The sequence below is a fragment of the Rhizobium sp. RM genome, assembly GCF_013390595.1.
In the GTDB taxonomy this organism is placed as follows: Bacteria; Pseudomonadota; Alphaproteobacteria; order Rhizobiales; family Rhizobiaceae; genus Agrobacterium.
Genome location: NZ_JACAWV010000022.1, coordinates 308,016 through 320,765, shown reverse-complemented (window position 1 = coordinate 320,765; position 12,750 = coordinate 308,016). Strand labels below are relative to the sequence as shown.

General features: G+C 59.8%; 14 protein-coding genes. 9 read left to right on the top strand and 5 right to left on the bottom strand.

The genetic code is table 11. From position 1 onward, the window contains the following. Positions 1-83 precede the first annotated feature (83 nt). From ccoN to ccoP, 4 genes are read left to right on the top strand one after another with little or no spacing between them, the layout of a single operon-like run. Positions 84-1,709 carry a cytochrome-c oxidase, cbb3-type subunit I gene (ccoN, locus tag HWX89_RS18100; protein ID WP_138792529.1) on the top strand — a complete coding sequence of 542 codons (1,626 nt, stop codon included), beginning with the start codon at positions 84-86 and terminating at the stop codon, positions 1,707-1,709. A gap of 12 nt (positions 1,710-1,721) precedes the next feature. Further along, complete coding sequence (gene ccoO / locus HWX89_RS18095) at positions 1,722-2,453, top strand: cytochrome-c oxidase, cbb3-type subunit II (protein WP_138792528.1); 732 nt, start codon at positions 1,722-1,724, stop codon at positions 2,451-2,453. A 9-nt stretch (positions 2,454-2,462) separates the two neighbouring features. Then, positions 2,463-2,615 carry a cbb3-type cytochrome c oxidase subunit 3 gene (locus HWX89_RS18090; protein WP_138792527.1) on the top strand — a complete coding sequence of 51 codons (153 nt, stop codon included), beginning with the start codon at positions 2,463-2,465 and terminating at the stop codon, positions 2,613-2,615. 3 nt (positions 2,616-2,618) lie between these two features. After that, positions 2,619-3,482 carry a cytochrome-c oxidase, cbb3-type subunit III gene (gene ccoP, locus HWX89_RS18085; RefSeq protein ID WP_138792526.1) on the top strand — a complete coding sequence of 288 codons (864 nt, stop codon included), beginning with the start codon at positions 2,619-2,621 and terminating at the stop codon, positions 3,480-3,482. 80 nt (positions 3,483-3,562) lie between these two features. Here ccoP and HWX89_RS18080 read toward each other — a convergent pair whose 3' ends face one another. Genes HWX89_RS18080 through HWX89_RS18070 form a run of 3 tightly spaced genes read right to left on the bottom strand, consistent with a single transcriptional unit; the run spans position 3,563 to position 4,794 of the window. Next, a complete protein-coding gene (locus HWX89_RS18080) occupies positions 3,563-4,003 on the bottom strand; it encodes a VOC family protein (RefSeq protein WP_138792525.1) in 441 nt (146 codons plus the stop codon). An 18-nt stretch (positions 4,004-4,021) separates the two neighbouring features. Then, positions 4,022-4,378 carry a VOC family protein gene (locus HWX89_RS18075; RefSeq protein ID WP_138792524.1) on the bottom strand — a complete coding sequence of 119 codons (357 nt, stop codon included), beginning with the start codon at positions 4,376-4,378 and terminating at the stop codon, positions 4,022-4,024. 11 nt (positions 4,379-4,389) lie between these two features. Continuing rightward, entirely contained in the window at positions 4,390-4,794 is a 405-nt protein-coding gene (locus tag HWX89_RS18070) for an SRPBCC family protein (RefSeq protein ID WP_138792523.1), read from the bottom strand. Positions 4,795-4,915: 121 nt separating this feature from the next. Between HWX89_RS18070 and ccoG the strand changes: the two genes are divergently transcribed. The 5 genes from ccoG (at position 4,916) to gnd (ending at position 11,030) form a co-directional block, all read left to right on the top strand. Beyond that, entirely contained in the window at positions 4,916-6,499 is a 1,584-nt protein-coding gene (gene ccoG / locus HWX89_RS18065; RefSeq protein WP_138792522.1) for a cytochrome c oxidase accessory protein CcoG, read from the top strand. Continuing rightward, complete coding sequence (locus HWX89_RS18060) at positions 6,496-6,996, top strand: FixH family protein (protein ID WP_138792521.1); 501 nt, start codon at positions 6,496-6,498, stop codon at positions 6,994-6,996. The genes ccoG and HWX89_RS18060 overlap by 4 nt, the downstream gene beginning before the upstream one ends. Further along, the gene (locus HWX89_RS18055) at positions 6,993-9,278 is read left to right on the top strand and encodes a cation-translocating P-type ATPase (protein WP_138792520.1); all 2,286 of its coding nucleotides are present in this window, start codon (positions 6,993-6,995) and stop codon (positions 9,276-9,278) included. The genes HWX89_RS18060 and HWX89_RS18055 overlap by 4 nt, the downstream gene beginning before the upstream one ends. After that, a complete protein-coding gene (gene ccoS, locus HWX89_RS18050; protein ID WP_138792519.1) occupies positions 9,275-9,433 on the top strand; it encodes a cbb3-type cytochrome oxidase assembly protein CcoS in 159 nt (52 codons plus the stop codon). The genes HWX89_RS18055 and ccoS overlap by 4 nt, the downstream gene beginning before the upstream one ends. 166 nt (positions 9,434-9,599) lie before the next feature. Then, entirely contained in the window at positions 9,600-11,030 is a 1,431-nt protein-coding gene (gene gnd, locus HWX89_RS18045) for an NADP-dependent phosphogluconate dehydrogenase (RefSeq protein ID WP_138792518.1), read from the top strand. 67 nt (positions 11,031-11,097) lie between these two features. Here gnd and HWX89_RS18040 read toward each other — a convergent pair whose 3' ends face one another. Next, positions 11,098-11,424 (bottom strand): RcnB family protein, encoded by a 327-nt coding sequence (locus HWX89_RS18040; protein WP_138792517.1) that lies wholly within the window; start codon positions 11,422-11,424, stop codon positions 11,098-11,100. A gap of 190 nt (positions 11,425-11,614) precedes the next feature. After that, positions 11,615-12,646, bottom strand: a complete 1,032-nt coding sequence (mgrA, locus tag HWX89_RS18035) for an L-glyceraldehyde 3-phosphate reductase (RefSeq protein WP_138792516.1) — start codon at positions 12,644-12,646, stop codon at positions 11,615-11,617. Positions 12,647-12,750: the final 104 nt, after the last annotated feature.

Below are 12,750 nucleotides of genomic sequence, written 5' to 3'. Positions count from 1 at the left end.
CCCCCTGACGCAAAGGCCGGTTTCCGCTTTCGAAAGCTGCTCGCGCCTGGCGTCGATCCGCTTGACGTTGGGGGAAACCAACAATGAACTATACCTTGGAAATTGCGATGGTGGCCCTCGGGGCCTTTTTCGCGCTGCTCGGAGCGGCCTTCGCTCACGACAGTCTTTTTGAAGCCCATATGTGGGTTCTGTTCTTCACGCTGCTTGTCGGCACCGTTCTGTTGCTGCGCCGTGTGTCCTTTGCGCCGGTTGGTCAGGCTGCGAAGACGCAGCGCCAGTCCGAGTATTTTGACGAGGTGGTAAAATACGGCGTGGTCGCGACCGTGTTCTGGGGGGGCGTCGGCTTTCTGGTCGGCGTGGTCGTCGCTCTGCAGCTTGCCTATCCCGATCTCAATGTCGCGCCCTGGTTCAATTTCGGCCGCACGCGGCCTCTGCACACGTCGGCGGTGATCTTCGCTTTCGGGGGAAATGCGCTGATTGCCACGTCCTTCTACGTGGTTCAGAGAACCTGTCGCGCCCGCCTTTTTGGCGGCAACCTCGGTTGGTTCGTGTTCTGGGGTTACAATCTCTTCATCGTCATGGCGGCCACCGGCTATCTGCTCGGGATTACCCAGGGACGCGAATATGCCGAACCGGAATGGTATGTCGACATCTGGCTGACGATTGTCTGGGTCGCCTATCTCATCGCGTTTCTCGGTACGATCCTGATGCGCAAGGAGCCGCATATCTATGTGGCGAACTGGTTCTATCTCGCCTTCATCGTGACGATTGCCATGCTGCACATCGTCAACAATCTGGCGATCCCGGTTTCCTTCCTCGGTGTCAAAAGCTATTCGGCCTTCGCGGGCGTGCAGGATGCGCTGACGCAATGGTGGTACGGCCATAACGCCGTCGGTTTCTTCCTGACCGCAGGCTTCCTGGGCATGATGTATTACTTCGTGCCGAAGCAGGCCGGTCGCCCGGTTTATTCCTATCGCCTGTCGATCATCCACTTCTGGGCGCTAATCTTCATGTATATCTGGGCAGGTCCGCACCACCTGCATTACACAGCGCTGCCCGACTGGGCGCAGACGCTCGGCATGGTGTTTTCAATCATGCTGTGGATGCCGTCGTGGGGTGGCATGATCAACGGCCTGATGACGCTTTCGGGCGCATGGGACAAGATCCGCACCGATCCGATCATCCGCATGATGGTGATTGCCATCGCCTTCTACGGCATGTCGACCTTCGAGGGGCCGATGATGTCGATCAAGGCCGTCAATTCGCTCAGCCATTATACGGACTGGACGATCGGCCACGTGCACTCGGGCGCGCTCGGCTGGGTCGGCATGATTACCTTCGGCGCCATCTATTATCTGACACCGAAGCTGTGGAACCGCGACCGGCTTTACAGCCTGCGCATGGTCAACTGGCACTTCTGGCTCGCAACGCTCGGCATCGTCATCTACGCCGCCGTGCTGTGGGTTGCCGGTATCCAGCAGGCGCTGATGTGGCGCGAATACGACCAGCAGGGCTTCCTCGTCTATTCCTTCGCGGAATCGGTTGCGGCGCTGTTCCCGTATTACGTCCTGCGTGCGGTCGGCGGGGGGCTCTACCTCTGCGGCGGTCTCGTCATGGCCTACAACGTCTACATGACCGCGCGCGGTTACGAGCGGGAGGAGGCTCCGATTGCCGGAAGCTATCCCGTCGTTGCCCAGCCGGCCGAATAAGGAGGAGCAACCATGTCGCTTCTTGACAAACACCAGCTCATAGAACGCAACGCCACCCTGCTTCTCGTCGGTTCGCTGCTCGTCGTTTCGATTGGCGGTATCGTGGAAATCGCGCCGCTGTTCTACCTTGAAAACACCATCGAGAAGGTGGAGGGCATGCGGCCTTATTCACCGCTCGAACTGGCCGGGCGCAACATCTACATCCGTGAGGGCTGCTACGTCTGCCACAGCCAGATGATCCGCCCGTTCCGCGACGAGGTGGAACGTTATGGCCATTACAGCCTGGCGGCCGAATCCATGTACGACCACCCGTTCCAGTGGGGTTCGAAGCGAACCGGGCCCGATCTTGCCCGTGTCGGCGATCGTTATTCGAACGAATGGCACGTACAGCATCTGGCCGACCCGCGTTCGGTGGTGCCGGAATCGATCATGCCGTCTTACGCCTTCCTCAAGACGACACCTCTCAAGGTGACCGACGTTTCGATGGAACTGAAGGCAAATCGTGCCGTTGGCGTGCCCTATAGCGACGAGATGATCGACAGTGCGGCTGCCGACCTTGCGGCGCAGGCCGACCCGAATGCCGATACCAGCGGTGTATTGCAGCGCTACCCCAAGGCCAAGATCGGCGATTTCGACGGCGATCCGGCCAGGCTGACCGAGATGGATGCGCTGGTCGCTTATCTGCAGATGCTCGGCACGCTGGTCGATTTCTCGACCTATGACGATGCAGCCGGATACCGGTGAGGAGAGACCATGGAAACCTACACAGCCATGCGTCACTTCGCCGATAGCTGGGGCCTGCTTGCCATGGCGCTGTTTTTCGTCGGCGTTGTGGTTTTCACCCTGCGTCCCGGCGGCAAGAAGGCGGCCAACGATGCCGCCAGCATCCCTCTGAAGGAGGACTAGGATATGGCCGACAAACATATAGACAAGCTGAGCGGCGTCGAAACAACCGGCCATGAATGGGACGGCATTCGTGAACTGAACAACCCGATGCCGAGATGGTGGGTGTGGACCTTCTACGCCACCATTCTCTGGGCCATCGGTTACACCATTGCCTTTCCGGCATGGCCGCTGATCAACGGCGCGACACAAGGCGTGCTCGGCTGGAGCAGCCGCGCTGACATTACCGCCGAAATTGCCACCGCCAAGGATGCGCAGAGCGTCTCACTCGACAGGATCGCCAGCGCCTCGCTCGAGGATATCCAGGCCGACAGCACATTGATGCAGTTCGCGCTATCGGGCGGTGCGGCCGCCTTCAAGGTCAACTGCATTCAATGTCACGGCTCCGGTGCCGAGGGGAGCCAGGGTTACCCCAACCTCAATGATGACGAATGGCTGTGGGGCGGTAGCGTCGAGGACATCTATACCACCATCAACCACGGCATTCGCTTTGCCGAGGACGCGGATACACGCATTTCGGAAATGCCGGCATTCGGTGATATTCTCGAGACATCGGAAATCCGCGAGGTGGCGGCCTACGTCGTCAGCCTGACCGGAACGCCTTCCGATCCGGCGCTGGTGGAGCCCGGCAAGCAGGTCTTCGCCGACAATTGCGCCTCGTGCCATGGAGAGGATGCCAAGGGCAACCGCGAATTCGGCGCGCCCGATCTTGCCGATGCCATCTGGCTGAAAGCGCATGGCGAGCAGGGCATCGTCTCACAGATCCGTTCGCCCAAGCACGGCGTCATGCCCGCCTGGGGTGGACGTCTTGGTGACACCACGGTCAAGCAGCTTGCCATCTTCGTGCATTCGCTGGGGGGCGGCGAATAAGGGACGCCAGATCGTCGAATCCAGATCATCAAATAAAGAAGGGGCGCTCGAAGCGCCCCTTTTTCGTCTGGTCGATACGGTCAGGCGGCGCGGCCATCGGGATACTCGGCCGGGCCTTTCAGTTCGATCTTGTTGCCGAAGGGATCGCGGAAATAGAAGGAATGCCCCATTCCCCGTGCGCCACCGTGGAAGGCTTCCTGTTCGATGGTCACGTCGTGTTTCGCCAGATGAGCGCGAAGCGTCTCATGGTTCAGCGGTCCGGTCGCAATGCAGATGTGATCGACATTGCGGCCACCGGCGACGGGCGGTGCCGCCTTCGTGCCGCCGGGATGGGTCACATCCCAGAGAACGATCAGGGAGTTTCCGCACCAGACCTGTTCCATGCCAAGTGCCGGATAGGTGTAGCCGTTCGTGCATCCCAGAACGTTCCGGTAAAAATCGAGGGCGCGCGCCATGTCGTCGACGATGAAGACGACATGGTCTAGGCCGACGAGCGAAAAGGGCGGTGTTGTCGCAGTCATGTTCAATGCATCTCCCGATCAGGCTTTTGACCATACGGCCAGTTCATAGCCATCCGGATCGGTGAAGTGAAAACGGCGACCGCCGGGAAACTCGAAAATCGGCAGGCTGATCTTTCCTCCGGCCGATTCGACGCGGTTTTGTGCCGCCTCGATGTCCGATGCGTAGAGAATGACCAGCGCTCCGCCCTTGGCGGTGACTGGTGCTGTCGTCGTAAAACCACCGGTCAACCGTCCATCGGAGAACTCACAATATTGCGGACCGTAGTCCTTGAAGGTCCAGCCGAAGGCGCCGCCATAAAAGGCTTTGCTCGCTTCAATGTCTGACACATTGAATTCGACATAATCGATCCTTCTGTCGTTTTCAGTTTCGCTCATGTGCTCCTCCTTCAGCTCCGTTCGACGATCGATTTCAGCGTATCGAGATCGGTTTTCACAAGACCTGCATCGCGTGCAAAATCATCGTCTGTCATGCCGGGAAGTTGCAGCAGGGTAAAGGCAATTTCTGCACCATCGCCATTCGGCGTGACCCGCAAGGCGTTATAGACCTTCAGGCCGTCGGGCATGGTCACGACATGGTCGATGACGCCGAGATCGTTCGTTGCGGCAAAGCGCACATGCACCGATCCGACCGCGCCGCCATCGGCAATCCATTCATCACCGTTGCGGGTCAGGCCGCTGGCAAGTCCGGCCGCCCAGAGCGGCATGTTTTGCGGGTTGGATGCAAAGTCACAAACCTCTTTCCAGGGTCTGTCGATCGACAGGTGGACGATCTTCGATGGCATGACGGGCATGTGGACCTCCCATTTGGTGGCGCGCGGTCTGCCTGCGCCACTTTGTCCTCACTTGATGCAAGTCAAGGATATTTCCCCAGCCAGATGGGAAAACGCAAGCAGTAGCAACGGACCTTGCATCATGAATATTTACCGCGCCGATCAGCAAAGCGCCGGACCATCCCCTGAACGGCTTGAGGCGGAGGCGGTGAACTCCGCCAGACTGCGCAAGCCGCTCTATGAGGCACGCCGGAAAATCTTTCCCAAACGCGCCGAGGGTCGTTTCCGCCGCTTCAAATGGCTGGTCATGCTGGTCACGCTCGGCATCTATTATCTGACACCGTGGCTCAGATGGGATCGTGGGCCCTTTGCGCCGGATCAGGCGGTGCTGATCGATATTGCCAATCGCCGATTCTACTTCCTGTTCATCGAGATCTGGCCGCAGGAATTCTTCTTCATTGCCGGGCTTCTGGTGATGGCAGGGCTTGGACTTTTCCTCATCACCTCTGCGGTCGGGCGCGCGTGGTGCGGTTATGCCTGTCCGCAGACGGTATGGGTCGATCTGTTTCTGGTCGTCGAGCGCGCCATCGAGGGTGACAGAAACGCCCGGATGAAACTCGATGCCGGGCCCTGGACCTTCGACAAGGTGCGCAAGCGTGTTCTCAAGCACGGCATATGGCTGCTGATCGGTGTTGCGACGGGTGGTGCCTGGATCTTCTATTTCGCCGATGCACCGACACTCGCCTGGCAGTTCATGACGGGGCAGGCGGCGATGGTCGCTTATATGACCGTCGCGATCCTGACGGCGACGACCTATGTGTTCGGCGGGCTGATGCGGGAGCAGGTCTGCACCTACATGTGTCCCTGGCCGCGCATCCAGGCGGCGATGCTGGATGAGAACTCGCTGGTCGTGACCTATAATGACTGGCGTGGCGAGCCGCGTTCGCGCCATGCGAAAAGGGCGGTTGCGGCCGGCGAACCGGTGGGGGATTGCGTCGATTGCAACGCCTGCGTCGCGGTCTGTCCCATGGGCATCGATATTCGCGACGGGCAGCAGCTCGAATGCATCACCTGCGCGCTGTGCATTGATGCCTGCGACGGCGTGATGGCCAAGACCGGAAAGCCGCAGGGGCTGATCGCCTATGCCACACTTGCCGAATACCAGTCGAACATGGCGCTCGCGACCGGTGGCGGACGTCATGAGATACGCCCCGGCAATGTCCGCAATGCGGATGGCAATTTTGCAGCCGCCGTTCGCCAGTTCGACTGGCGCATCATTTTCCGTCCACGGACGATCATCTACACGGTTGCATGGGCGGCAATCGGTGTCGGGCTGCTGGTGGCGCTCGCAACCCGCGACCGTCTGGCGGTCAACGTGCTGCACGATCGAAATCCGCAATATGTGCTGGAATCGAATGGCTCGATCCGCAACGGCTATACGGTGCGTATTCTCAACATGGTGCCGGAGCCGCGTACCGTCAGCCTGACCATCGACGGCATTGCGAATGCGGTGATGAAGATCAACGGCGTGCAGGCCGATCCGTCGCGCAGCTTCGATGTGCTGGTGGAGCCGGATGAGGCAACGACATTGAAGGTGTTCGTCACCCTGCCGGGAGAGGACGTCTCCTCTGCGTCGGAAAATTTCGAATTCATTGTCAGCGATGTGCAGGGCCATGAAACGGCGCGTTACGACGCCGTCTTCAATGGCCCGGGAGTGAAAAAATGACTGTCCAGAAATCGCAAGCGCCGGGTTTTACCTTTACCGGCTGGCACATGCTGGGTGTGATGGTGCTGTTCTTCGGTACGATCATCACCGTCAACATGATCATGGCCTGGAATGCCGTCTCAAGCTGGAGCGGGCTGGTGGTTCAGAACACTTATGTCGCCAGCCAGCAGTTCAACGGCAAGGCGGAAGCCGCCAAGGCGCGGGCGGCGACCGGTATCGAAGGCAGGCTTTCCGTCGACAGGAACGGCATGCGCTACGAGATATTTCATCCGCAGACCGGACCGGTCGCGACTGACACGGTCACGGCGCATTTCCGCCGACCGGTGGGGGAGCATCAGAACTTCGATATGGAACTTACTCCGGTTTCGACAGGCGTGTTTACCGGTTCTCATGACGTGCTGCCGGGCCAATGGATCGTCGAAGTGATCGCCGTCAAGGATGGCCGGGTGATCGTGCATGAGGGCACCCGCATCGCCATTATCAGGGGACGCCCATGAGCTGCTGTGCACCGGGAACGGAAGGCTCGCTTGCGTTAAATGGCGGCAATCCGCCATCTGCCGAAGAGCTGTTGCTGGCAAGCCGCGATCTGGGTCAGGGCCTTCGCCAGACGGATCTGAGCGTGCCGGGTGTTTATTGCGGCACCTGCATCTCCACCATTGAAGGCGCGTTGCAGGGGCATCCAGCCGTCGAGCGGGCACGCGTCAATCTTTCCTCGCGGCGCGTGGCCATCGTCTGGAGAGACGCAGTTGCGGGGATCAAGACCGATCCGGCCGAGCTTGTCGGCGCTATCCAGTCAACCGGTTATCAGGCGCATCTTTTTTCGGCCAGTCAGGATGCCTCGGATGAACTGCGCAAGCAGCTCATCCGCGCTGTGGCACTCTGCGGTTTTGCCTCTGCCAACATCATGCTTTTGTCCGTATCGGTCTGGTCGGGTGCGGATGCGGCGACCCGCGACATGTTCCACTGGATCTCGGCGATGATTGCCGCACCGGCGCTGATCTATGGCGGTCGCTTCTTTTACATCTCGGCCTGGAATGCGCTGAAACACGGCCGGACCAACATGGACGTGCCGATTGCGCTTGCTATCACACTCTCCTATGCCGTCTCGCTGTGGGAAACGATCCATCACGGCGCACATGCCTGGTTCGATGCCACCGTGTCACTGCTGTTCTTCCTGCTGATCGGCCGCACGCTGGATCACATCATGCGCGACAGGGCGCGTTCGGCCATTGCCGGTCTGGCAAGGCTTTCGCCGCGTGGGGCAATGCTGGTCAATGCCAGCGGTTCGCGCGATTACCGGCCACTCGATGAGATCAAACCGGGCGACACGATTGCAATCGTGGCGGGAGAGCGGGTGCCTGTCGATGCGACTGTTACAAGCGGCAGCAGCGATCTCGACATGTCCATCGTCAATGGCGAAAGCGCGCCGCGCCGCGTGGAGAGCGGCGATCATCTGCAGGCCGGTACGCTGAACCTCACCGGTTCACTTACGGCGTGTGTCACGGCCTCGGCGAAACAGTCGTTCCTTTCGGAAGTGATTGCACTGATGGAAGCGGCCGAAGGAGGCAGGGCGCGTTATCGCCGCATCGCCGACCGCGCCGCCAGCTATTATTCGCCCGTCGTGCATCTGCTGGCTCTGCTGACATTCCTTGGCTGGGGCATTTTCGGTGGTGACTGGAAACAGGCCATGCTGATTGCCATTGCCGTGCTCATCATCACCTGCCCATGCGCGCTTGGCCTTGCCGTACCCGTGGTGCAGGTGGTGGCCGCAGGACGGCTCTTCCGGCGCGGCGTGATGGTCAAGGACGGGTCTGCGATGGAACGGCTGGCGGACATCGACACGGTGCTGTTCGACAAGACCGGAACGTTGACATCTGGAAGGCCACGTCTCGTGGGTTCCGCCGATGTGCCCGACACGACGATGGCGATTGCTGCGGGGCTTGCCGCTCATTCGAACCATCCGTTGTCCAGGGCGCTTTACGATGCACGTCAGGGCTCCATTCCCTCATATGACACGGTCAGCGAAATTCCGGGTTCGGGGGTGGAGGCCGTCACCGCCTCCGGCATCTACAGGCTCGGCAATCGCCGTTTCGCATGCCCCTCCGACATCGGAGGCGACGATGCGGGCACGCTCTCCGAGGTGGTGCTGTCGCAGGATGGAAAATTGCTGGCGGCTTTCGCATTCGAGGACAGTCTGCGACCCGGTGGGGCTGATGTGCTCGACCGGCTCGGTGCATGGCACATCAGCAGCGAAGTCGTGTCCGGCGACCGCAAGGCGGCGGTGAGGATGCTGGCAGAGCGGCTTGGCATCGACAGGTGGGGCGCGGAGCTTTCGCCCAGGGACAAGGCGGCGCGCTGCGTGATGCTTGCGGGCGAGGGAAAGCGTGTGCTGATGGTGGGCGATGGCATCAACGACGCGCCGGCGCTTGCCGCCGCGCATGTGTCGATGGCACCGGCGACCGCCGCCGACATCGGCCGCCAGGCGGCTGATTTCGTCTTCATGCATGAGAGCCTGGAGGCCGTGCCGTTCGCCATCGATACGGCGCGGCGGGCAGGGCAACTGATCCGCCAGAACTTTGCCCTGGCGATTGGCTACAACGTGATCGCCGTGCCTGTTGCCATTGCCGGTTATGCCACACCGATGATCGCGGCGATTGCCATGTCGACGTCGTCCTTGATCGTTGTCGCCAATGCCCTGCGTCTTGCTGGCGCCGACAGGGCCGGAACCGAAATCGACATGCCGGCCGTGCATCTGGGGCAGGGAGTGCAGACGGCATGAACATGCTGATCTACCTGATACCGGTGGCGTTGTTTCTCGGCGGCCTCGGTCTTTTCGCCTTTCTCTGGTCGCTGAAAGCGGGCCAGTATGACGATATGGATGGAGCGGCGTGGCGCGTGCTCGATGACGGTGACGACAGGCCAAAACCGTCCTGAGAGGATGTCGCCGATCCGCCATAACTCCAGCTTATGGACCTCAAGCAAATATGCAAAGCTGACTTGCGTCATCAAAATTTAATCGTTTAAGCCCGGCTCAGCCTTGCTGTTTGTTCATTACAGTGCCACAACACGACCACTCAAAAAGCAAGATGGAGGCACATCCGTGGAACAGGCAGAAATCGGTTTGATCGGTCTCGGTGTCATGGGCTCGAACCTGGCATTGAACATCGCAGAAAAGGGCAACAAGATTGCCGTTTTCAACCGGACCCCGGAAGCTACGAGAAAATTCTACGCCGAGGCTGGCGAATTGCAGGGTCAGTTGATCCCCTGCGAAACCATTGAGGAATTCGTCGCCGCCATTCGTCCTCCACGCCCGATCATCATCATGATCAAGGCCGGCGATCCGGTCGATCAGCAGATGGAAATCCTCAAGCCGCACCTGGCCAACGGCGACATCATGATCGACGCCGGCAATGCGAACTTCCGCGATACCATCCGCCGTTTCGACAACCTCAAGGACAGCGGCCTGACCTTCATCGGCATGGGTGTTTCCGGTGGTGAAGAAGGTGCCCGTCACGGACCGTCGATCATGGTCGGTGGCACGGAAGACAGCTGGAAGCGCGTCGAGAAGGTTCTGACCTCCATCTCCGCCAAGTACAACGAAGACCCGTGCGTTGCATGGCTCGGCAACGATGGCGCCGGTCACTTCGTCAAGACCATTCACAACGGCATCGAATATGCCGACATGCAGATGATCGCCGAAATCTACGGCATCCTGCGCGACGGCCTGAATATGAGCGCCGTTGAAATCGCTGACGTGTTCGGCGAGTGGAACAAGGGTCGTCTCAACTCCTACCTGATCGAGATCACCGAAAAGGTTCTGCGCGCCGCAGACCCGATCACCGGCAAGCCGATGGTCGACCTGATCCTCGACAAGGCCGGCCAGAAGGGCACCGGCAAGTGGTCGGTCATCGAAGCACAGAACATGGGCGTTGCTGCCACCGCCATCGAAGCGGCCGTTGCAGCCCGTATCCTGTCTTCGCAGAAGGATGAGCGCGAAGCTGCCGAAAAGATCTTCGGTCTGCCGGGCCTCGTCGATTCCCCGGCTGACAAGAAGGCCTTCATCGCCGATCTGGAAAGCGCGCTTCTGGCCGCGAAGATCGGTGCTTATGCGCAGGGCTTCGCCATCATGTCGGCAGCCTCGAACGAGTTCAACTGGAACCTGCCGATGCCGACGATCGCCCGCATCTGGCGCGCTGGTTGCATCATCCGCTCGCAGTTCCTCGATGAGATCACCTCGGCCTTCACGAAGGACCCGCATGTGGCCAACCTCATCGTGACGCCGGCCTTCTCGACCATGGTGAAGGACACCGATGCGCCGCTGCGTCGCGTCGTTTCCTACGCCGTTCTGTCCGGTCTGCCGGTTCCGGCTCTGGCGTCGGCTCTCGGTTATTTCGACGCTTACCGTCGTGGCCGCGGCAGCGCGAACCTCATCCAGGCACAGCGCGACTTCTTCGGCGCACACGGCTTCGAGCGCACCGACGGTGTGGACAAGCCGCATGGCCCGTGGGGCAGCGGTGCTGACATTTTCTGATTGCGGAAAATGACCAATAAAAAAGGCCCGCGAAAGCGGGCCTTTTCTTTTGATGCCGGTGCTTGCCTTAGCGTGCTGCAGCCAGGCCAACAATCAGGCCGCTGACGGCGTTGATGAGCAGGAACTGGTTGTCGACGCGAACCCAGCGCTGGTCACGGCGCGGTTCGGACAGACGGTAACGGCGGTAGTCGCGGCGGTCGATGTAGTTGCGACGTTCACCAGCGGAGAGGCGCTGACCACGATCCCAGCGATGCTTCTTGACGATGACCTTCTTGGTGGTGACTTCGCGTTCGATGCGAACGCTGCGGTGACGGTCGTCGTGACGGCTCTGTGCCTGTGCCATCGGAGCAGCGAGAACGGTTGCGGCCAGAAGAACGGTGATGAACTTTTTCATGAGTGTTTCCTCTTGTTTCGATGAGAGGAATTTACGAATAAACGAATGAACGGAAACTGAATTTAAAATTACATTTATGTAATGGTTGTTAATGCTTAGCAGCGAAAATTAATCTCTTGTTTGGAGATTTTTGCGGGCATTCCGATGGTCGTCAGGCCGCCCGGAAAAACCGGGCGGCCGTCTCTTTTTGTTATTTGCGTTCTGCGGATTTCGCCCACAGATTGATGTCAGCATCGCGTGCGTAACGATCGATTTCCGCCAGTTCCTCGGCGGTGAAGTCGGGATTGTCGAGAGCCTTCACGCAATCCTCGACCTGCTCGACCCGGCTGGCGCCGATCAGCGCCGACGTGATGCGGCCACCGCGCAGAACCCAGGCAATCGCCATCTGCGCCAGTGTCTGGCCGCGCTTTTCGGCGATACGGTTCAGAGCGCGGATGTTTTCGACATTCTGATCGTTCAGGAAAGCGGGATTGAGCGACTTGCCCTGTGTCGCGCGGCTGCCATCTGGCACACCACCGAGATATTTCGTCGTCAGCATGCCCTGTGCCAGCGGCGAAAAGACGATGGAGCCGACGCCCAGTTCCTCGAGCGTATCGACCAGGCCGTCTTCCTCGATCCAGCGGTTGATCATCGAATAGCTCGGCTGGTGGATGATGCAGGGCGTGCCGAGATCCTTGAGGATCGCCGCAGCCTCGCGCGTACGCTTGGAGTTGTAGGAGGAAATGCCGACATAGAGCGCCTTGCCGGACCGGACGATCTGATCCAGCGCGCCGCAGGTTTCTTCAAGCGGCGTGTTCGGGTCGAAGCGATGCGAATAGAAGATATCGACATAGTCGAGGCCCATGCGCTTCAGGCTCTGATCGCAGGACGAGATGAGGTATTTGCGGCTGCCCCATTCGCCATAAGGACCCGGCCACATGTTGTATCCGGCCTTGGAGGAGATGACGAGCTCATCGCGGTAGCCGGCAAAATCGGTCTTCAGAATTTCACCGAAGGCGATTTCGGCGCTGCCGGGTGGCGGACCGTAGTTGTTGGCGAGATCGAAGTGGGTGATGCCGAGGTCGAACGCACGGCGGCAGATTGCCTGTTTGGTCTGGTGCGGGGTGTCATTGCCGAAATTGTGCCAGAGCCCCAGCGAGATCGCCGGAAGCTTGAGGCCCGAACGGCCGCAATGATTGTACTTCATGGACGCATAACGGTTTTCGGCCGGTTGCCAAGCCATGTCTTTCCTCCACTTGCTGATGAGAGTTGCCGAAGACACCGGCAACCTGTGAACTGGATGAGACAAGCCCGCCGTGGAGCGGGATTGTTCGTCATTGAAATGGT